Annotated in this window: 16 protein-coding genes and 1 pseudogene; 13 read left to right on the forward strand and 4 right to left on the reverse strand. The window is 75.6% G+C overall.

Annotated elements, in window-relative coordinates:
• Positions 1 to 21 precede the first annotated feature (21 nt).
• The 9 genes from KDL28_RS23945 (at position 22) to KDL28_RS23990 (ending at position 15314) form a co-directional block, all read left to right on the forward strand.
• The gene (locus KDL28_RS23945; protein WP_252441733.1) at positions 22 to 1149 is read left to right on the forward strand and encodes a GNAT family N-acetyltransferase; all 1128 of its coding nucleotides are present in this window, start codon (positions 22 to 24) and stop codon (positions 1147 to 1149) included.
• A 123-nt stretch (positions 1150 to 1272) separates the two neighbouring features.
• A complete protein-coding gene (locus KDL28_RS23950) occupies positions 1273 to 1944 on the forward strand; it encodes a sugar transferase (RefSeq protein WP_256502556.1) in 672 nt (223 codons plus the stop codon).
• A gap of 196 nt (positions 1945 to 2140) precedes the next feature.
• Entirely contained in the window at positions 2141 to 3664 is a 1524-nt protein-coding gene (locus KDL28_RS23955; RefSeq protein WP_252441734.1) for a glycosyltransferase family 2 protein, read from the forward strand.
• Positions 3661 to 4776 carry a glycoside hydrolase family 113 gene (locus KDL28_RS23960; RefSeq protein ID WP_252441735.1) on the forward strand — a complete coding sequence of 372 codons (1116 nt, stop codon included), beginning with the start codon at positions 3661 to 3663 and terminating at the stop codon, positions 4774 to 4776. The genes KDL28_RS23955 and KDL28_RS23960 overlap by 4 nt, the downstream gene beginning before the upstream one ends.
• Before the next feature lie 47 nt (positions 4777 to 4823).
• On the forward strand, positions 4824 to 6749 hold the full coding sequence (locus KDL28_RS23965) for a hypothetical protein (RefSeq protein ID WP_252441736.1): 1926 nt from the start codon (positions 4824 to 4826) through the stop codon (positions 6747 to 6749).
• A 29-nt stretch (positions 6750 to 6778) separates the two neighbouring features.
• Positions 6779 to 10345: a serine/threonine-protein kinase gene (locus KDL28_RS23970; RefSeq protein WP_252441737.1), complete on the forward strand. Its 3567-nt coding sequence runs from the start codon at positions 6779 to 6781 to the stop codon at positions 10343 to 10345.
• A gap of 3 nt (positions 10346 to 10348) precedes the next feature.
• Positions 10349 to 11965, forward strand: a complete 1617-nt coding sequence (locus KDL28_RS23975) for a glycosyltransferase family 39 protein (protein ID WP_252441738.1) — start codon at positions 10349 to 10351, stop codon at positions 11963 to 11965.
• A 96-nt stretch (positions 11966 to 12061) separates the two neighbouring features.
• Entirely contained in the window at positions 12062 to 14278 is a 2217-nt protein-coding gene (locus tag KDL28_RS41140; protein ID WP_308216053.1) for an outer membrane protein assembly factor BamB family protein, read from the forward strand.
• Between the two features lie 142 nt (positions 14279 to 14420).
• Positions 14421 to 15314: a DUF4097 family beta strand repeat-containing protein gene (locus KDL28_RS23990; RefSeq protein WP_252441739.1), complete on the forward strand. Its 894-nt coding sequence runs from the start codon at positions 14421 to 14423 to the stop codon at positions 15312 to 15314.
• 76 nt (positions 15315 to 15390) lie between these two features.
• Here the strand turns inward: KDL28_RS23990 and KDL28_RS23995 are convergent, their stop codons facing one another.
• Positions 15391 to 16005 carry an FHA domain-containing protein gene (locus KDL28_RS23995; RefSeq protein WP_252441740.1) on the reverse strand — a complete coding sequence of 205 codons (615 nt, stop codon included), beginning with the start codon at positions 16003 to 16005 and terminating at the stop codon, positions 15391 to 15393.
• 160 nt (positions 16006 to 16165) lie between these two features.
• On the opposite strand from KDL28_RS23995, the gene KDL28_RS24000 reads away from it, so the two are divergent.
• The gene (locus KDL28_RS24000; protein ID WP_252441741.1) at positions 16166 to 17146 is read left to right on the forward strand and encodes a methyltransferase; all 981 of its coding nucleotides are present in this window, start codon (positions 16166 to 16168) and stop codon (positions 17144 to 17146) included.
• Positions 17147 to 17286: 140 nt separating this feature from the next.
• Here the strand turns inward: KDL28_RS24000 and KDL28_RS42175 are convergent.
• Positions 17287 to 17619 (reverse strand): annotated as a pseudogene (locus tag KDL28_RS42175) (PIN domain-containing protein); the annotation flags it as partial.
• Positions 17505 to 17744, reverse strand: a complete 240-nt coding sequence (locus KDL28_RS24005) for a hypothetical protein (RefSeq protein WP_252441742.1) — start codon at positions 17742 to 17744, stop codon at positions 17505 to 17507. The pseudogene KDL28_RS42175 and the gene KDL28_RS24005, both read right to left, overlap by 115 nt.
• Before the next feature lie 145 nt (positions 17745 to 17889).
• On the opposite strand from KDL28_RS24005, the gene KDL28_RS24010 reads away from it, so the two are divergent.
• Positions 17890 to 18663 (forward strand): alpha/beta fold hydrolase, encoded by a 774-nt coding sequence (locus KDL28_RS24010; RefSeq protein WP_252441743.1) that lies wholly within the window; start codon positions 17890 to 17892, stop codon positions 18661 to 18663.
• On the opposite strand, the gene KDL28_RS24015 is transcribed toward KDL28_RS24010, so the two are convergent.
• Positions 18656 to 19330, reverse strand: a complete 675-nt coding sequence (locus KDL28_RS24015) for a DUF4230 domain-containing protein (RefSeq protein ID WP_252441744.1) — start codon at positions 19328 to 19330, stop codon at positions 18656 to 18658. The two genes, KDL28_RS24010 and KDL28_RS24015, sit on opposite strands and share 8 nt — an antisense overlap.
• A 598-nt stretch (positions 19331 to 19928) precedes the next feature.
• Here KDL28_RS24015 and KDL28_RS24020 point away from each other — a divergent pair.
• Together KDL28_RS24020 and KDL28_RS24025 are read left to right on the forward strand one after the other, a co-directional pair.
• On the forward strand, positions 19929 to 20387 hold the full coding sequence (locus KDL28_RS24020; protein WP_372497053.1) for a helix-turn-helix transcriptional regulator: 459 nt from the start codon (positions 19929 to 19931) through the stop codon (positions 20385 to 20387).
• Between the two features lie 5 nt (positions 20388 to 20392).
• Positions 20393 to 20803 carry a VOC family protein gene (locus tag KDL28_RS24025; protein ID WP_252441746.1) on the forward strand — a complete coding sequence of 137 codons (411 nt, stop codon included), beginning with the start codon at positions 20393 to 20395 and terminating at the stop codon, positions 20801 to 20803.
• The last annotated feature ends 23 nt before the right edge of the window (positions 20804 to 20826 follow it).

Genomic DNA, 20826 nt, shown 5'->3' on the forward strand with positions numbered 1-20826 from the left:
GGGCCTCATACGATCCCCCGGATGAGCGCGCTGCGGGTGCACCGGGTTCGGCTGACCGACCCCGACCTGGGACCCGCCTGGCGGCGCCTGCAGGAGGCCGGGCACGTCGACACCCCGTTCCTGAGCTGGCAGTGGGCCTCCGCGCTGCGCGACGTCCCCGAGCTCACCGCCGACATGGGCGTGCTGGTGTGCCGGCGCGGCTCCGAGGTCGTCGGGCTGCTGCCGCTGGAGCGCACCCGCCTCGACGGCCGCCGCGTGCTGGGCATCGCCGGCTGGTACTGGGTGGGCCCCGACCACACCGACGTCGTCGCCGCGCCTGCCGACCGGGCCGAGGTCGCCGCGGCGATGCTCGCCGAGCTGGCCCGCACGCCCGGCTGGGACGTGCTCGACCTGGACGGCCTCAACCCCGACGGGGCGCTGGCCGCCGCCGTCGACGGCGCGTTCGCGCGCCCGCGGTTCGTCGTGCGCCCCACCGAGGAGCTGCCGATCTCCTACGTCCCGCTGGACGGGGAGATCCTCAGCAACCACGGCCGCAAGCAGGTCCGCAAGGAGATCCGCCGGGCCGAGGCCGGTGGGGGAGCGTTCAGCCTCGTCACCGACCCGGACCGGTTCCCGGCGCTGCTGGAACGGATGATGGACCTGCACGTGGCCCGCTTCGGCGACCGCTCCCGGGTGTTCGCCACCCCGGCCCGGCGCCGGTTCCACCAGATCGCCGCGGCCCGGCTGGGCGACGCGGGCCTGGTGCGCGTGCACGAGCTGCGCGTGGGCCCCGAGCCCGCCGACGCCGCGGCCATCACCTACACGCTGGCCTGGCGGGGCGCGCTGCTGTTCTACAGCGGCGGCCTGCGCACCGACATCGGCATGACCCCGGGCTTCTCGGTGCGTGCGCAGGCCATGCTGGCCGCGGCCGAGGACGGCTTCGGCGAGGTCGACCTGCTGCGCGGCGACCACGGCTACAAGGAGCGCTTCCGGGCCGAGGTGCGCAGCGACGTGCGCCGCCGGGTGGCCAGGGTCAACGCCGGCCTGGTGCGGATGGTCGTCACCCGCGGCGCCCGTGCGCTCGCGGAGCGTGCCCGCGAGAAGGCCTCAGCGCTGCGCCGCGAGCCGGCGCAGGGCGCTGCGCCGTCCGGCGCAGTGTCGGAAGGGTAAGAAAACCCTTCCGGCTTCCCGCACGGGAGCTAGCCCTCGCGGAGATTATCCCGAAGGCCCAGGTCAGACAGAGTTCTCTCATCAGGTCGAGCCGCTCAGGCGGCCACGGAAGAGGAGAGAGCAATGGTCGCCATCACCGCCCCCGCCGCCCGCCCCCTGCGCTTCGCCCCGACCGGTGGCCGTCCCCCGGCCCGCGTGGCGGGTGCCGCGGTGAAGCAGCTGCTCGACGTCGTCGGCGCCCTGACCATCCTGCTGCTGACCCTGCCGATCCTGATCGCGGTGGCCCTCGCGGTCCGCGCCGACGGTGGCCCGGCCTTCTTCACCCAGACCCGCATCGGCCGCGACGGTCGGACCTTCCGGATGGTCAAGTTCCGGTCGATGGTCGTCGACGCCGAGGCCCGCAAGGCCGCGCTGATGGCCGCCAACGAAGGCGCCGGCCCGCTGTTCAAGATGAAGAACGACCCGCGGGTCACCCGGATCGGCGCGGTCATCCGCAAGTACTCGATCGACGAGCTGCCCCAGCTGTTCAACGTGCTGACCGGTTCGATGTCGCTGATCGGCCCGCGGCCCTGCCTGCCGACCGAGGCCACCCGGTACACCGCCGAGATGCGCCGCCGCCACCAGGTCAAGCCGGGCCTGACCGGCCTGTGGCAGGTCAGCGGCCGCAGCAACCTGAGCTGGGACGAGTCGGTCGCGCTGGACCTGCGCTACGTCGACGACTGGTCGCTGCTGATGGACATCCGGATCGCCGCCAAGACCTTCGGCGCCGTCATGGCCAGCCGCGGTGCGTACTGAGGTGGGCACGCAGTGCCTCCGGGGGAAGGGCCGATCGGGCTACAGATCACTCGCCCGATCGGCTTTTCCCGCACTCGTGGTAGCAAGTGCCGCTGCCCGGGCGACCTCCCCGCTCGCCCGGCCCGCTCGTCACCACCCCCGCACACCCCAGTGCGCTCGCCCGGAACGGAGCGGACACATGCCAGGGACCGGGCCCGTGTCGTCCCTGAGGGCCGCAGACCCCGAGAACGCGACGGTCACCCTCCGCGCCGTCCTCCCCGCCCCCACACCCGCGCTCCCCGCCACGCTCCCCCCGGCTCCCGCCCCGCTCGGTACCGACCCCGGACCCACCGGCCGCCCCAGCCCGGTCCGCCCCGGCATCGCCGCCTTCCTCGTCGTGCTCACCTGCTCCCTCGGCTTCTCCACCTGGGCCTGGCAGCACCACCAGAGCCCCGGCGTGCTGAGCTGGGTGACCACGGTGCTGTGGACGGCGCCCATCCTGACCTCGCTGCTCGGCCTGGCCGGCGCCCTGCGCACCCGGCGCACCACCCGCCGCGCCGCCGACGAGCCCGCGCCCCCGCTGGTGCGCGACGAGTTCCTGCTGGTGGTGGTGCCGACCATCGGCCGCCACGACACCTACCCGGCCCTGGAGCGGGTCGTGCGCTCCTACGTCGAGCACCTGCCGACGGCGTTCGCCCGGCTGCGCGTGGACGTCGTCGTCGAGGAGGGCTGCGAGGCCGCCGCGGCGATCCACCTGCTGGCCACCACCCTGCCGATGGTGCGGGTGCTGACCGTGCCCGCGGCCTACCGGACCCCGGCCGGCACCCGGTTCAAGGCCAGGGCCAACCACTACGCCGGCATCCGCCGCGTCGCCGAGGGCCAGGTCGGCGACGACGTCTGGGTCCTGCACATGGACGACGACACCGGCGTCGACGCGCACACCGCCCGCGAGCTGGCCCGGTTCGTGCTGGCCCAGCGCGGCCCGGACGCGCTGCACCTGGGCCAGGGCGTGCTGACCTACCCCCGCGAGCACGGCGCGCACCGGCTCCTGTGGCTGGCCGACGCCGTGCGCCCCGCCTCGGACGTGAGCGTGTTCGCCGTGTCCACCGGCCGCGGCACCCCGCGGGCCGGGCTGCACGGCGAGCTGCTGCTGGTGCGGGCCTCGGTGGAGGCGGCCATCGGCTGGGACTTCGGGCCCCGGGCGATGGTCGAGGACGCCCAGTTCGCGCTCAACTTCTGCCAGGCGTTCCCCGGGCGCAGCGGCTGGTTCCCGGCCCGCTCGCTGGGGGCCGCCCCGGTGTCGGTGCACGACTTCGTCAAGCAGCGCGAGCGCTGGGCGTGGGGGCTCATGGAGCTGGCCGCCAACCGCGCGATCCCGCTGCGCGAGCGGCTGCTGCTGATCCACAACATGGTGATCTGGGCGATCGGGCCGCTGCAGCACGTCGGGGTCATCCTGGTGGTCGGCGCCCTGCTGGGCGACCTGGCGACCCTGCCGGTGGCCGGCGCGGTGCTGCCGCTGTGGGCGGTCAACTTCGGCTACCAGGTCTGGACGTACTGGGAGGGGCTCAAGCTCAACTGCCGGGTCTCGGCCGACCCGCGCAGGCGGTTCTGGGAGCGCATCGCCGTCGTCGCGCTGATGCCGGTGTTCTCCCTGTGGGAGGCGGCGGGCGTGCTGCGCGGGGCCGTGCTGTTCCTGCGCGGCGGCGAGACCGCGTTCGCCGTGATCGCGAAACCGCGGTGAGCGGCTGGACGCGGGGCTGGCGCTGGGCGGCGGGCGCGGTCGTCGTGCTGACCGCGGCCACCGCCAGCTGGACCGCCCCGGGGGCGCCGGCGGCCGCGAGCGCCGCGGGCGAGCCGGCCGGGCCCGTTGTCTCCCACCCGTGGCAACCCGGCCGCCCCCAGCTCGGGGTGCAGGTCTACTGGGTCGACACCCCGGCTGACACCGACGACGTCGTGCGGCTCAAGGCGCGCCGGGTGCTCGACCACGTCGTCGGGATGGAGGCCAACGCCGTCTCGGTGTCGTTCCCGTTCTTCACCGACGCCGTCGACGCCAGCGGCGTGTACGTCGACGAGCGCACGCCGAGCCCGGAGCGGCTGGCCATCGTGCTCGCGGAGGCCAGGGAGATCGGGCTGCGCACCACCGTGCGCCCGCTGCTGGACGAGGCCAACCTGATCGCGCGCGACAGCCTGGACTGGCGCGGTCGGCTCGACCCGGCGGACCGGGACGCCTGGTACGCCTCCTACCGGGCGTTCCTCGACCCGTACCTGGCCGTGGCCGAGCGGGAGGACGTCGACACCGTCGTCGTGGCCGCCGAGCTCAACAGCCTGCAGGCCGACCCGCACTGGGGTCCGCTGGTCGAGCACGCGCGGACGGTGTACTCCGGCGAGATCGGCTACGCGGCCAACTGGGACGCCTACGCCGAGGCCCTTGACGGCGTGCCGGCCGACACCGTGGGCATCGACGCCTACCCGCAGCTCGGCGTCGCCCCGACGGCGTCGGTGCCGGAGATGACCGCGGCCTGGCGGGCCTGGCTCGACGACGCCGCCCCGCCCCGCCCCGGCCTGCTGCTCTACGAGGTCGGCGCGGCCGCGGAGGCGCGCACGGTGGACAACCCCGCGGTGCCCCACACCGAGGGCGCCCCGCTCGACCAGGGGGTGCAGCGGCGCTGGCTGGCCGCGGCCTGCCAGGTGGCGCGCGACCGCGAGCTGGCCGGGCTGTACCTGTGGAAGATCGAGTTCGACGTCGACCCCGCAGGCGCCGACCCGGCGGGCGACCTGCACGACTCGTTCCTCGGCCGGGAGGCGGAGCGCACCATGCGCGACTGCTTCGCGTCCTGGGGGGCCGTGCCGTGACTCGAGACGCCACTGGGGTCGGTACCCCGGCGGCGCCACCCCGACCCGTGCTCGCGCTCGGCGGCCTGGCCGTCCTGCTGGTCGTGCTGCAGGGCAGCGGCGGGTTCACCGTCGAGCTGCTGGGCGCCGACCTGCTGCTCGCGGTCGCCGGTTTCCGGGTGACGCACGCCCTGCTGGAGGCCGCGGTCGTCGAGGGTCGGGCGCCGCTGCGGGCCTGGTACGGCCAGCAGCTCGGGCACCGCGTGGCGCTGCTGGCGATCGTGCTGGGGGTGGTGCTGCTGGCCGCGGCCGCCGGCCGTCCCGAGCCGGCCGCGCAGGCCGGGCTGGACGCGCTGGCCGGGTTGCCCGGCGGGGGCAACTGGTGGCTGCACGCCGAGCGCACGGGCCTGCTCGACGCCCACGGCCTGCCCCGCGACTGGTACGCCGACCGCCCCGGCACCGTCGACCCGCTGGGCGTGCTGTGGCTGGTCGGGCTGCTGGTCCAGCTGGGACTGGGCTGGCCGCTGGTGCTGGTCCCGCTGCGCGCGCTGCTCCGGGTCCGCACCCGGCGCGCGGCGCTGACCCGGCTGCTGCCGGCGCTGGTGGCGCTGGCGTACCTGGCCTGGCTGGTCGGCCCGCTGCGCACCGCCGGCGGCGCGCCGGTCGCCGAGCTGGCGCTGGGCACGCACGTGCGGGCCGCGGAGTTCCTGCTCGGCGCGGTGGCCGCGGTCGCCGCGGTCGGGCTGCACGGGCGGCGGATCCCCGCCTGGGTCGCCCCGGTGCTGGCCGTGGTCGGGGTCGGCGGGCTCGTCGCGCTGGCCGTGCTCGCCACCTGGTACCCCGTCGACTGGCTGCGCCGGGGCGGCCCGACCGGGGCCGCGGCGGGCGCGGCGCTGCTGCTGCTCGCCGTCCAGCTGCCCGGCCACGGCCCCGTGGCCGCCGCGCTGGGCCGCGGCCTGCCGTTGGAGCTCGGACGGGTGGCCTACCCGCTGCTCCTGCTGCACCTGCCGGCGTTCTGGCTGGTCCAGCGGGGCGTGCCGACCGTGCGCCCGGCCGCGCTGCTGCTCGTCGGGACCGCGCTGGCCTGGCTGGTCGGCCTGCTCCTGCAGGACGGGCTGCTGCGGCGCTGGCGGGCCCGCTGGCGGGCGTACGCCTCCGTCCCGCTCGTGGTGCTGGCGGTGCTCGCGGTCGGCGCCGGCGGCGCGGGGCTGTTCCTGCGCGGCACCGACGTGCCCCCGCAGCTGCCCGGCCCGCCCCGCGCCGACCGCCCGGTAGTGCTGGTGCTCGGCGGCTCCACCGGCGGCGACCTGGCCGCCGCGCTGGCCGCGGCGGGCGACGCCTACGCCGTCCGCGACGCCACCCGGCCCGGCTGCGGGCTGCTGCCCACCGGGCTGCCCGAACCCGAGCGGGCCCGGCTGAGCGCCTGGGCCCAGCTGCCCGGGCCCGCCCAGCCGCCGTGCGCGGGATGGGCCGCGCGCTGGCGCGACGAGGTCGCCGCGCTCCGGCCGGTGGCCGTGCTGCTCGACCTGGGCTCCGACGCCGCCCCCGCCCGCGTGCCCGCCTCCGCGCCCACCCCCTGCCGACCCGGCTTCCGGACCTTCTACCGGCAGCTGCTCGACGACGCCGTGCGCGCACTGGGCACCGGCCCGGACGCGGCGCCGGTGCTGCTCGCCGACGCCCGTGCGGGCACCGGCGCGGCGCGCTGCTTCAACGCGCTCGTCGCCGAGGCCGTGGCGACGCACCCGACGCTCGTTCCGCTCGACGTGGAGGCTCTAGTGTGTCCGGGCGGGGTGTGCGCTGAGGTGATCGAGTTCGGCCATCCGTCCTCCGACACCGCGCACCTCAGCACGAGCGAACGCGACGAGGTGGGCCCGTGGCTGGCGGCCGCGGTGCGCACCGAGCTCGCACCCGAGCGGGCGGCGGCCCGCGCGGAGCAGGCGGCCGGCACGTGCCCGGCCGCGACGGACAGGGGGGTCGACGGTGCCGGTTGCTGACGGTCGTCCCGACCCCGGCGGGCCGGCACGTGGCTGAACCGGAGCTCTTCGGGCCCTACCGGCTCGACACGATCATCGGCCGCGGCGGCATGGGCGAGGTCTTCCGTGCGTTCGACACCCGGCGCAACCGCGTCGTCGCGGTGAAGCGGATGTCCAAGCACCTGGTCACCGACCCGGAGTACCGCAAGCGGTTCCGCCGGGAGTCGGCGCTGGCCGCGATGCTGCGCGAGCCGCACATCATCCCCATCCACGACTACGGCGAGATCGACGGCCAGCTCTACATCGACATGCGCCTGGTCGAGGGCGCCGACCTGGCCACCGTGCTCAAGCGCGTCCAGCTCAGCGTGGAGCGCGCGGTCGACGTGGTCTCCCAGATCGCCGACGCGCTCGACGCCGCGCACGCCGAGGGGCTGGTGCACCGCGACGTCAAGCCGTCCAACGCGCTGCTGGTCGGCCCGTCGCCGGAGGAGGCCGCCTCCCGCGGGTTCGTCTACCTGGTCGACTTCGGCGTGGCCGCCACCCTCGGCGGCACCACGCTGAGCCGGCCTGGCCTGGCCGTGGGCAGCGCCGCCTACATGGCGCCCGAGCGGATGATGGGCGACGACTGGGACTCCCGCGCCGACGTCTACTCGCTGGCCTGCCTGCTGTACGAGGCCCTCACCGGGCGCAGGCCCTTCCCCTCCGACGACCTGCTGACGCTATTGCAGGCCCACATGAAGGCGCCCGCGCCGCGGCCGTCGGACCTGCGCCGCGACCTCCCGCCCGGCATGGACCAGGTGGTCGTGACCGGCATGGCGAAGCTGCCCAACGCGCGCTTCTCCAGCGCGGGCGAGTTCGCGGACGCGGCCAGGGCCGTGCTCGAGCGCGCCCCCGCCCCGCCGCCGCGCAACCCCGACGACGTGGTCACCGTCGTCCGCCGCCGACCGCAGCCGCGGCCGGGCCCGGCACGTGGGCCGGTCGGCCAGCCGCCGCGCCCCGTCCCGGACCCGGCCACGGAGCTGGGGCCGGTCGTGCCCCCGGTCGAGTCGCTGCGCCCGCCACCGCGGCCCGCCCCCGGGACCGAACGGGTGGAACCGCCGCGCCCGGCCGACCCGCCGCCATCCACATCGGACGCCGCCGCCGACCTGGTCGAGCTCGACCCCGAGGTCGACTCGTTCGGGATGGCGCCGCCGCCGCGCGCGGAGCTGCCAGAGGCCCGGTTCGGAGCCGGGGCGGCGCGAACCGGTGAGGTCGGCACGGGCGGGAGCGTCCAGCCGGACGCGGGTGAGCCGGCCGAGAAGGCCGCCGCGGAGAAGGCCGCCGCCGAGAGAACCGAGGCCGAGCGGGCTGCGGCGGCGAAGGCCGAGGCCGAGCGGGTCGCGGCGGCGGAGGCCGAAGCGGAGCGGGTCGCGGCGGCGGAGGCCGAAGCGGAGCGGGTCGCGGCGGAGAAGGCTGCCGCGGAGGAGAGGGCCCACGCGGAGCGCGTCGAGGCGGAGCGGGTCGCCGCGGAGAAGGCCGCTGCGGAGAAGGCTGCCGCGGACGAGAAGGCCGAAGCGGAGCGCGTCGAGGCCGCGCGGGTCGAGGCCGCGCGTGTTGAGGCTGCGCGTGTCGAGGCCGAGAGGATCGTCGCGGAGAAGGCCGAGGCGGAGCGGGTCGCCGCCCTGGAAGCGGCGGCCGAGAAGGCCGCCGCCGCCCGGCGGGTCGCCGCGGAGATCGCCGCCGAGCTCGCCGCGCGGAAGGCCGCGGCCGACCGGGCCGCGGCCGGTCGAGCGGCCGCCGAGCGTGCGGCGGCCTCGGCCGGGACGTCCCACCCGGACAGCGAGATGTCCCCGGTGGTGCCGCCCGGCGCGTCGCCGGAGTCGCTGGTCGAGCGCACCCGCTCCGACCCCGAGACCGAGATGTCGCCGATCGTGGCGCGGGCTGGGGTCCCGGTGGACCCGCGCGACCCGGAGACCGAGATGTCGCCGGTCGTCCCGCCGCTGCCCCACCCGTCGGAGTCCGACCCGGAGACCGAGTCCGGGCCCGTCGTCCCGCCCCGGCCGGGTCCGGACCGGCCGGGTGCGGGCGTCGACGACCGCACGGTCGTGTCCCGGCCCGGGCGCGCGCCGGGACCGGGACGCCCGTCGCCGTTCCCGCGCCCGGGCCCGCCGCGGTCCGACACCCCGCCGCCGGGCACCCCGTCCGGCCGTCCGGGGGAGGGCGGGCCGGGGGGCCGGCCGCGGCCGCGACCGTCGACCCAGCCGCGGCCCCGACCGGCCGGACCGCCTCCGTCGGAGGCGCCGGGCCACAACCCGGTGGACCTGCCGACGACGCCGCGGCCGCGCCCGTCGCAGTCGCCGTCGGCGGGCACACCCGCGGTGGCGTCGTCGCCCCCGCCGCCCGGTTCCACCGACCCCACCCGGCCCGGGGTGCGCCGCCCGGCGCAGCCGCTGCCGAAGGCCGAGCCGATCGCCCGGGGCGCCGCCGGGCAGACCGTCCGGATCCGGCGCGCGCCGACCCCGCCGCCGCGACCCGCGATCAAGCCGGCGCCGCCGCGCCCGGAGGCCGAGGCGGTCCGCCCGGACCCCGACGCCACCGAGACGATCACCAGCCCGCGCGCGGGCGGGAGCGGCGGTGGCCGCGGCCGGCTGGCCTGGCTGGCGGCCATCGTGGTGTTCGGGCTGCTGGTGGTGGCCTCCGCGGTGTTCCTGCCACGCCTGCTGGCCGCGGGCAACGCGCCCTTCACCCAGGTCGCCGCCATCCCGGTGGGCATCGCCCCGGCGGAGGTGGCGCTCTCGCCCGACGGCACCCGCGCCTACGTCACCAACCTCGGCGCCGACACCGTCTCGGTCATCGACACCGCGGCCGCGCAGACCGTCGGCGACCCGATCCCGGTCGGCGACATGCCCAACAGCGTGGCCGTCAGCCCGGACGGGGCCCGCGTCTACGTCACCAACAACGGCTCCGACGACCTCTCGGTGATCGACACCGCCACCGCGACGGTGACCGCGTCGGTCCCGGTGGGCCAGTTCCCCGACGGCCTCGCCGTCTCGCCCGACGGCGCGCGGGTCTACGTCGGCAACGCCGACTCCGACGACGTGACGGTGGTCGACGCGGCCACCGACCAGGTTGCCGGGCCGCCGATCCCGGTCGGCGACAGCCCGTTCGGCCTGGCCCTCAGCCCGGACGGCAGCCGGATCTACGTCCCGGAGTTCGCCGCGGGCGCCTGCTCGGTCATCGACACCGCGTCGGGCGCGGTGATCGGCACCGTCGACGTCGGGGAGGGGCCGTTGGGGGCGGCGTTCAGCCCGTCGGGCGAGCGGCTCTACGTCACCAACCAGGCCGAGGGCACCGTCTCGGTGGTCGACACCGCATCCGGGCAGGTGGTGGGCACCCCGACCGCGGTGGGCACCAAGCCGTCCGGCGTCACCGTCGTCCCGGACGGCAGCCGCGTCCTGGTCACCGTCCGCGACGACGACGCGCTGGCCGTCCTGGACGCCGACGGCGCCCCGATCGGCGACCCGGTGCCGGTCGGCGACGCGCCGGTGTCGGTGGTGGTGTCGGCCGACGGCACCCGCGTCTACGTCGTCAGCGAGCGGTCGAACGACCTGACCGTGCTCACCGTCGCGGGGGAGTGAGCGGTGGACGAGCTCCCGGGCGGATCACCGGCGCAGCGCCCCGGGGACACCGCCACCGTCGTCATCGTCCCGCACCAACCGCCGCGCTCGACCCGGCGCGCGACGCTGCTGCTGGTCGGCGCGATCACGCTGGTCGGGCTCGTGCTGCGGTTCACCCTGATCGGGTCCAAGAGCCTGTGGCTGGACGAGTCGTTCAGCGTCTGGATCGCCAACCTCGACCCGGGCCAGATCTGGCGCACGACCCTGCAGATCGACACGCACCCGCCGCTGTACTACTCGCTGCTGCACTTCTGGATCGACCCGCTCAGCGGGGAGATCGCGCTGCGCAGCTTCTCGGCGCTGTTCTCGGCCGCCGCCGTGCCGGTCCTGTACCTGGTGGGCCGCGAGGTCGGAGGGCGCGGGCTGGGCCTGCTGGTCGCCGGGCTGCAGGCGGTCTCCCCGCTGCACGTCTGGTACGCCCAGCAGGGCCGCATGTACGCGATGATGACGTTCTTCGCGGCCGTCGCCCTGCTGTGCATGGTGCGACTGCTGACCGGTGGCCGCGGCGTCCGCGCGACGCTGCTGACCTGGGCCGGGTTCGTCGTGGCCACGGTGCTGACCATGCTCAGCCACAACACCGGCGTGCTGCTGCCGGCCACGCTCGTCGTGTTCACCGCGGTCGTGGCACTCGGCCGGGTGGTCGCCGAGCGGCGCCGGGGGTTCGACCCCGACGGCACCGCCCCGCTGGGCAGGCTCGGCGCGGTCAGCCGCCCCGGCACCGACCTGCGGCTGTGGCTGGCCGGGCTGGTCGCGGTGGCGGTGCTGTGGCTGCCGTGGCTGCCCGGCTTCGCGGCCCAGACCGGTCGGGTCGACGCCGAGTTCTGGATCGCCCCACCGACCGCGCGCACCGTCCTCGACCATTTCCGCGACCTGCTCAGCGCCTACGCACCCGGGGCGGTGACGGTGCCGCTGCTCGTCGGCTGCGCGGTGCTGGTCGGGCTGGCCGCGTGGCACCTGCGCCATCGCCCCGAGCTGCTGGTGCTGCTGGTGCTGCTGGTCGTCGGGCCGGTGGTGGGCGAGCTGCTGGTCAGCGTGCGCCGGCCGATCTTCTACTCGCAGACGCTGATCTGGACCTCCCTGCCGCTGACGCTGCTCCTCGGCATCGGGCTGCTGCGGCTGCGGCCGCGCCCGGTGCTCGCCGCGGCGACCGCGGCGCTGCTCGCCGTCAACGCCCTCTCGCTCGTCACCTACTACCGGGCCGGGGGCGTCGAGGACTGGCGCGGCGCGGCCCTCTACGTCGCCGACCGGGCCGGACCCGGTGACGCGCTGCTGTTCAGCGCGGGCTGGACCGAGCTGGCCTTCGCCTACTACTACCGCAGCACCGGTGGCGAGCCGGTCGAGATGCACGGGCTGCCCGTCGACCCGTTCGACCGCGGGGTGCTGGAGCCGAAGATGGCGCCCACCGACATCCCCCGGCTCGACCAGCTCACCGAGGGCAGGCCGCGGGTGTGGCTGGTGCTCAGCCACGACGGCTACACCGACCCCGACCGGATCGTCACCAGCAGGCTCGGCGAGCACCTGCGCGTGGTCGAGCAGGTCGACCTGGCCGGGATGCGCATCCAGGCCTACGAGCCCGACTGACACCGTGCGACGATCGAGGCGGGCACGACGTCCACCGACCGGGTGACGGCGCTGGGTGCGGAGGCCCGCGGACACCGAGGTGGGGGAACGACGGGCGTGGAGGGTGAGGTATTCGGGCCGTACCGGCTCGATGCGTTGATCGGCTCCGGCGGCATGGGCGAGGTCTTCCGCGCCCACGACACCTCCCGCAACCGGGTCGTCGCGCTGAAGCGGCTACCCCGCCAGCTCGCCGTCGACGAGGAGTACCGGGCCCGGTTCCAGCGGGAGTCCGCGCTGGTCGCGCAGCTGCGCGAGCCGCACATCATCCCCATCCACGACTACGGCGAGATCGACGGCCAGCTCTACATCGACATGCGCCTGGTCGAGGGCCAGGACCTGGCGAAGGTGCTGGCGAAGGGCCCGCAGAGCGTCGGGCGCGCCGTCGACGTCGTCTCCCAGATCGCCGACGCGCTCGACGCCGCGCACGGCGAAGGGCTCGTGCACCGCGACGTCAAGCCGTCCAACATCCTGCTGGTCGGGCGGCCCGGCCCGGACGGCGTGACGGTGACCGACCGCGGCGTCGCCTACCTCGTCGACTTCGGCATCGCCCGCTCCGTGGACGGGCCGACCCTCAGCGCGGCCGGGCTGGCCATGGGCAGCTCCGGCTACATGGCCCCCGAACGGCTCACCGGCGACGACTGGGACCTGCGCGTCGACGTGTACTCGCTGGCCTGCGTGCTCTACGAGTGCCTGGTCGGCAGCCGGCCGTTCCCGGCGAAGAGCCTGCCCGCGGCGATCAACGCGCACCTGAACACGCCGCCGCCGCGCCCGTCCGCGAGCCGCCCCGACCTGCCCGTCGGCTTCGACGAGGTCGTGGCGACCGGGATGGCCAAGAGCCCCACCGAGCGCTACTCGTCGGCGGGTCGGATGGCCGCCGCCGCCCGCGCGCTGCTGACCTCGCGCACCGGTTCCCAGCCGTTCCCGGTGCCCGGCACGGGGTCGAGCGGCGCGCTCCGCCCCAGCCCGGTCCCGCGCCCGCCCACCGGCCCGCAGCCGGGTCCGCGGACGGGGGAGCCGCCGCGCACCGGGCCCCGCCCGGCCGGTCCGCCGCTCCCGTGGCCGACGGGCCCGCAGCCGCCCGGCCCCGGTCAGGCCCGGCCCGCCCCGGCCGCGGTGATCAGCGGGCCGGTGCGCACCGACCACCCCAGCGGCCCGATCGACACCCCCGCACCGCCCGCGCCACGCGGGGTGTCCCGCCGCCGGCTGCTGATCGGCGGAGCCGCGACGGCCGCCGTCGCGGTGACCGGCGGCGCGGTGTGGGGCGGGCTCAAGCTGGCCGGCCTGATCGACGCCGCCGGCCCGTGGACCTTCGCCACCGGCGACAAGATCTACTCCTCGCCGCTGGTCGCCGACGGCGTCGTCTACATCGGCAGCAACGACAGCGTGCTCTACGCCCTCGACGCCGCGGGCGGCACCGAGGTCTGGCGCTACCCGACCCGCGGCCCGGTCACCTCCTCGCCCACCATCGCCGGCGGTGTCGTCTACGTGGGCAGCAACGACGAGCAGTTGCACGCCGTCGACGCCGCCACCGGCAAGGGCCGCTGGTCGGCCGCGGCGGGCGGGGTCGTGCACTCCTCGCCGACCGTGGCCGGCGGCGTGGTCTACGTCGGCAGCCGCGACGCCACCCTGCGCGCCTTCGACGCCGCCACCGGCGAGCAGCGCTGGGCGTTCGCCGGCGGCGACTGGTTCAACTCCTCACCCGCCGTCGCCGGTGGGGCCGTCTTCGTCGGCTGCCGCGACTCCAACATCTACGCCGTCGACGCCGCGACCGGCGTCGAGCGCTGGCGCCACCCGACGACCAGCACCGTCGACTCGTCCCCGACGGTCGTCGAGGACAAGGTGTTCATCGGCGCCGACGACTACCGCGTCCGCTGCCTCGACGCCGCCTCCGGGACGCTGAACTGGGAGTTCTGGGCCGAGGGCGGTGTGGTGTCCGGGCCGGTTGTGGACGGCGGCGTGGTCTACGTCGGCAGCGACGACGCCAACCTCTACGCCCTCGAGGCCGACACCGGGCGGCGGCGCTGGGCGTACGCCACCGGGGGAGGCATCCGCTCCTCGCCCGCGATCGGCGACGACATCGTCTACGCGGGCAGCGCCGACCGCTCCCTGCACGCGGTCGACCTGCGCAGCGGCGCCCCCCGCTGGCGCTACGAGACCCCCGGCCCCCTCGACGACTCCGCGCCCGCCGTCGCCGGCGGGCTGGTGTACGTCGGGAGCCTGAGCAGCGCGGTCTTCGCCGTCGACGCCTACACCGGCGAAGGCCCACCCCCCTGACCCACGGGCGGGGCGGGGCCTGCGCCGGCGGGGTTGCCGTCCGGTAAGACGGGCCTTACCCGCTCGTCGCGTCATTCCGCCCGCCGGGCAACTGCCGGGGTCGCCCCGCACCCCCGACACTCGTTGTCGAGGGGTGATGTCGATGTCCGAGTCCGCGTCCCGGCGCCCGGGATCCCGTTCCGCGCAGTTCCGCCTGGTACCACTGCTGGCGCTGGCCGCCGCCGCGGTGGCCCTGACCGGCTGCGGGCAGGCGCCCGCCCCGCAGCAGGTCGAGCCGGCCGGGGTCACGTTCCCGGACACCGGCTCGACGTCCGGGCTCTCGACGTCCGACGAGGGGTCGGACGTCGAGGACCCGGTCGACGTCGAGGACGCCGAGGACGGCGGGGGGAGCGTCGTCGTCGGTTCGCGGCCCGGGGAGCCCGCGCCGACCGAGGTGACGACCGAGCAGATCACCGGGCCGGTGGCGGTGCTGGAGGTGTCGACCGACGCGGGGCGGGTCAGCGTCATCGGCTCCGACGACCCGGCCGTCACCGTCACCCGCCGCATCCACCGCGAGCCCGACGCCCCGGTCGAGGCCGTCCGCCACGACGGCGACGTCCTGCGCATCGAGTCCGAGTGCCCGGTGGACTCGCCGCGCGGCCCGTGCCGGATCGACTACGAGATCGCGGTCCCGCGCGACACCTCGGTCGCGATCGGCGGCGCCGGCGGCGACCTGGCCACCACCGGCCTGGCCGGTCCGCTGACCGCGCGCAGCGCCAGCGGTTCGATCCTGGTCGCCGAGCACCGCTCGCCGACCACGGTCGCCGACACGGCCAGCGGCGACGTCGAGGTGCGCCTCGGCGAGCGCCCGGTGTCGCTGGAGGTGCGCTCGGTCAGCGGGAACGTCCGGGTCGTCCTGCCCGACGCGGGGTCGTACCGGGTGGAGACGGCGACGGTCAGCGGCGACACCGACGTCGACGTCCGCGACGACCCGGGCGCCAGCTCCACGGTCCGGGCGCGCACGACCAGCGGGGACGTCACCGTCGGCACGAGCTGACGGCAGCGAGGGGGGAAGCGGTAGGGCCCGGCCACGGGGGCGGCCGGGCCCTACCGCCTTTTCGCGTCCTACCGGGTCAGTCGGCCTTGGCGGCGGCCGCCGCGCGGACCTCGGCCAGCGTGATGGCGCCGCGGCGCAGCGCCTCGTTGGCCAGCCGGGTGCGCCTGCGCTCGCCCTCGCCGGTGACGCCGAACTTGTCGTAGAGCCGCAGCAGGTGCTGCTTGACCGCGGCCTCGCTGACCCACAGCGCCTGCGCGATCTGCCGCGTCGAGGCGGGCTCGCTGAACATCTCCGAACCGGTCAGCGGCGTGAACAGGGCGATCAGCACGTCGCGCTCGCGCGGGGTGAGCGTCGGCGGGGCCGCCTGGGCCTCGGTCATGCCGGGGTCGTCGGCGGTGCGGTCGGCGCGCAGCACGATCCGGGTCCGGCCGATGCGCAGCTCGTCGCCGGCGCTGAGCCGGGCCTCGCCCGACACCCGGCTGCCGTTGAGGAACGTGCCGTTGCGCGAGTTCACGTCGCGCACGCTCCACGACCCCGCGAGCTGCTCGACGACCGCGTGCACGCGGGACACCTGGCTGTCGTCGGACAGCACGATGGTGTTGCCGTCCGACCGACCGACCGTGATGCGCTCGGTACCCAGCTGCACGAGCTCCGCCCCGCCGGAGCGCCACACCTCGAGGAACGCGTTCATCCCACCCACCTTCCCCCGAAACCGTAGCCGACCCCGGGCCCGGCTCGACAGGACGAGGTGCCGAGACCGGATCATGATACCGACGGCCGGCTACGGGATCCTCCCTGTCGTCGCGGCCGCCGACGGTATCCAGGTGCCACCGCGGGCGCTCCCGATCCCCATGACGACTCCTGCCGACGCCCTGTCCCGGCTGGCCGACGGCTACCTCGCCACCCAGCTGCTGCACGTCGCCGTCGAGCTGCGACTACCCGAGGCGCTGGCCGCGCGGCCGCGCCGCGCCGCCGAGCTGGCCGACGAGGTCGGCGCCGACCGCGCCGTCCTGCACCGGGTGCTGCGGGGCCTGGCCGCCGACGGCGTGCTCGACGAGCTGCCCGACGGCCGCTTCGCCCGCACCCCGCTTGGCGAGCTGCTCGACGCCGGCCACCCGTCCTCGATGCGCGGCGCGGTGCGCGCCCGCGGCGGGCTGTACTACACGGCGTTGGCCGGGCTGCTGGCCGCGACCCGCACCGGCGGCACGCCGTTCGAGCTGGCGCACGGCAGGCCGTTCTTCGCCCACCTCGCCGCGCACCCCGAGCAGGGCGCGGCGTTCCAGGCGTCGATGGTGGCGCGGTCGCGGCGGGAGGCGGCCGCGGTCGTCGCGGCCTACGACTTCTCCGGGTTCGGCACCCTCGTCGACGTCGGCGGCGGCCCCGGCCTGCTGCTGGCCGCGGTGCTGGCCGCCAACCCGGCGCTGTCCGGGACGCTGTTCGACCGGCCAGAGGTCGTCGCGGGGGCGACGCTGCCGCACGTCGGCGGCGACTTCTTCACCCGCGTGCCCCCCGGCGCCGACGCCTACCTGCTCTCCCGCGTCATCCACGACTGGGACGACGCGGAGGCCACCACCATCCTGCGCACCTGCCGCCGCGCCATGCCCGACACGGCAGTGCTGCTGCTCGTCGAGGCCCTGCTGCCCGAGCGCGCCGTCGACGACCCGGCCGCGGTCCGGATGGACCTGCACATGCTGGCGCTGCTGCACGGGCGCGAGCGCACGCGGCGGGAGTACGCACGGCTGCTGGAGGGGGCCGGGCTGCGGTTGGAGCGGGTGGTGCCGACGACCGGCGGGGTGCACGTGATCGAGGCGTGCCCGGCGGCGGGCGGGTGACGGTCAGCCGAGCAGGTGCAGGCCCTCGTGCTCGGCGAAGTGGGCGAAGTCCTTGGTGTTGAGGGTCGCGAGGGGGAGCTGGACGCGAGGCAGCAGGCGGCGATCCACGCGTCGTTGACCGGGCGGGGCCGACCGCGCAGCCGGGCGTGGGCCTGGACTTCACCCCAGATCGTCGCCACCTGGAGGGTGTAGGGGAGCACGACGACGTCCTGCCGGAAGAAGCGGTCGAGGTCGGCTCGGCGGCGGGACCCCCAGCGACGGAGGTGGGTCCACTGGGTGGGTTCCCCGACGGTCACGAACGTGACGGCCAGCCGCGTCGCCCCCGCGTGCCGGAGCAGTGGATCGGGCACGCGCCCCTTCAGGACCGCCGACGCCACGTCGGTGTCCAGGACGAGCGGGGGCACGCCAGACCGGACCGACGGGAGGCGTAGAGGTCGACCAGGAAGTCGTCGTACTCCTCGTCGGATTCCCACAGGTCGGGTCGAGCCAGGTCGGCAGGCGAGGCGACCGGTTCGACGCCCTGTTCGCGAGCGAGATCGTCGAACGACGGCATCTCGGTGGCCGGGCGCAAGGCCGGTCGGTCTTCGGGGTACGCCAAGCGATCACCTCAGTAGCTCGGACTCCATCGTGTCACGCCGGATGCTTCCATCGATCGTCGCTCAGCGTGGTCGATTCAGCACAACCGTGCGTCGAGACCCACCCGCGCCGCGTCGATCGGCCGGCGGTGGACGAGGATCACCGCCGTGCCCGTCGCCCTCGCCCCGGACGGCTGTCGGATCGCCTACCAGGTGGGCGGGGCCGGTCCGCCGCTGCTGCTGCTCGCCGGGCAGGCCGGGTCGCACCGCTGGTGGACGGGCGTGCGCGCCGACTTCGAGGCCTACCGGACGACGGTGACGCTCGACTGGCGCGGCACCGGCGACAGCGACAAGCCCGACGCCCCCTTCAGCACGATCGGGTTCGCCGAGGACGCGGTGGCGGTGCTCGATGCGCTGGGGATCGAGCGGGCCGACGTCTACGGCACGTCCATGGGCGGGCGGGTGGCGCAGTGGGTCGCCGCCCGGCACCCGGACCGGGTGCGCAGGCTGGTGCTGGGCTGCACGACGCCGGGCGGGGCGCACGGCGTCGAGCGCAGCGCCGAGGTCCGCCGCTCGCTGGCCACGCCGGACGCCGAGCGCAACCGGCGGGCCCTGCTGGAGCTGATGTACACGCCGGACTGGATCGCCACCCACCCCGGCCCCTACTGGACCCTCGGCGACCCCGACATGCCGCCGCACGCCCGCCGCCGCCACCTGCGCGCGAGTGCCGAGCACGACTCCTGGGACGCGCTCGTCGACATCACCGCGCCGACCCTCGTCCTGCACGGCGACCAGGACGTGTTCAACCCGGTCGCCAACGCCCACCTGCTCGTCGAGCGCATCCCCGACGCCCGCCTCGTGCTGCTGCCCGGGGCCCGGCACGCCTACTTCGAGGAGTGCCGGGAGACCGCGGGGCGGCTGGTGCGGGAGTTCCTCACCTGACGTCCGCGAACGTCACGGTGACCTGCGGGAAGCCCAGCGAGCTGGTCAGCGCGGTGAGCATCTGCCGGGTGTTCTCCTCGGCCCGGGCGGGCAGGTCGCTCTGCCGCGCGGCCTCGTCGAGCTTCTGGGTGGCGAGCAGGTAGAGCTCCTCGTCCTGCACGGGGTTGTCGGCCAGGGCGCCCCCGATGCGCTCGGCGAGGCCCCGGTCGCGGTCGACGATCCGGCTGTTCGCGGGGTCGAGGGTGGCCGCGGCGACGGTCGGCGGCGGCAGTGTGATCGTCACGGCGTCGCCGTCGGGGGAGACGGTGATCCGCTCCGGCCCGAGCCCGGAGAAGTCGACGAGGGCGTCGGCGTGGCCGGTGGCGAACAGCGTCGTGCGCTCGCCGCTGATCGCGTCGGGCACCCACGGGGTGTCCTTCTCCACGTCGACCAGCACCTGGAACGTGCCGGTGGCCGCGTGGTACTCGGAGATGTCCTCCAGCGCGACCATCAGCGGCTCGGTGCTGCGGTCGACGGTCCGCTGCTCGAAGGAGGGCAACGAGGAGAGGACCTGCACGCCGACGAGCGCGACGATCCCGACGACGACGATCGCGACGATGGCCTTGACGGGCGTGCGGTGGGGGCGCCGGCTGTGGTCGGTGTCGGGATCGAGGGTCTGCTGCGACATGCGGATCTCCCTCTGGGTCGGTGCTCGCGAGGGGTTCCCGTCCGGGGCTGGTTCTACGCGCGTGGCCGGGGGCGGCTTGGTTCCCGCTGCCGCGCCGCTTCCGTTCCTCGGCGCCGGCGCGCCTGCGGTTCGGGTCGGCTTGCCCTTGACTACCCGACTCCTTTGCGAGAATTCGAGTAGGCGGTGCCGGAGGCGATTTCGGGTTCAGCGCGCAGACGGCTTCCACAGGCTATCAGTAGCCACCGCCAATCTTATGGCGAACGGTTAGATGGTGGCCTGGCCCCCGCTTGCTTCGATATCATCGAATACACGTTCGAGGCTCCGGGGTGGTCGGTGCGCCAGCACCCGGACGGGCGGATCACGTGGACGACGCCGACCGGGCACGCGTATACGAGCGATCCCTTCGACTACCGCGGCGACGACGGGCCCGACCCGGCGACCTACGTCCCGGCGGCCCAGTCCACGCCCGCAGGCACCGCCGCCGACCGCCGACGCCCACCCGCCCTTCTGGGACCGGAGGTACGAGAGCCGGTCACGCTGCCCGCCACGTGCCCCCGGACGGATGGGCTGCATCGCTCGGGCCGGCTGGCGTGGCACGATGAGCCGGGTGACGGGAAGACCCGACGCCGCGCAGCGCCTGCGCGATCTCGCGCTGCTGCGTCGTGTCCGCGACCGGATCGACCGCGAGTACGCGCAGCCGTTGGACGTGGAGGCGCTCGCCAGGGGCGTCAACATGTCGGCCGGGCACCTGAGCCGCCAGTTCCGGCTCGCCTACGGCGAGTCGCCGTACTCCTACCTGATGACGCGGCGCATCGAGCGCGCGATGGCGCTGCTGCGTCGCGGCGACCTCAGCGTCACCGAGGTGTGCTTCACCGTCGGGTGCTCCTCGCTGGGCACCTTCAGCACCCGCTTCGCCGAGCTGGTCGGGGTGCCGCCCAGCGTCTACCGCCGGGAGGCGGCGGAGGAGGCGGCGGGGATGCCGCCGTGCGTGGCGAAGCAGGTGACCAGACCGATCAGGAATCGAGAAGCACCGGCCCCCGCGCCGCACCTAGCGTGACCGCCATGGACCTCACCATCCACCAGGCCTTCCTCCCGCACGAGGACCCGGAGGCCACGCTGACCTTCTACCGCGACACCCTCGGCTTCGAGGTGCGCAACGACGTCGAGTACGGCGGGGTGCACTGGATCACCGTCGGGCCGCCCGGCCAGCCCGACACGTCCATCGTGCTGGCCCCGCCGGCCGCCGACCCCGGCATCACCGACGACGAGCGCAAGACCATCACCGAGATGATGGCCAAGGGCACCTACGCCGGCATCAACCTGGCGACGAAGGACCTCGACGGCACGTTCGAAAGGCTGCAGTCCGGCGACGCCGAGGTCGTTCAGGAACCCACCGACCAGCCGTGGGGCGTGCGCGACTGCGCGTTCCGCGACCCCGCCGGCAACATGATCCGCATCTTCGAGGTGCGCTGATCCGTCCCGCCGCCCCGACCCCT

The organism is Pseudonocardia humida, from assembly GCF_023898865.1.
Lineage (GTDB): Bacteria > Actinomycetota > Actinomycetes > Mycobacteriales > Pseudonocardiaceae > Pseudonocardia > Pseudonocardia humida.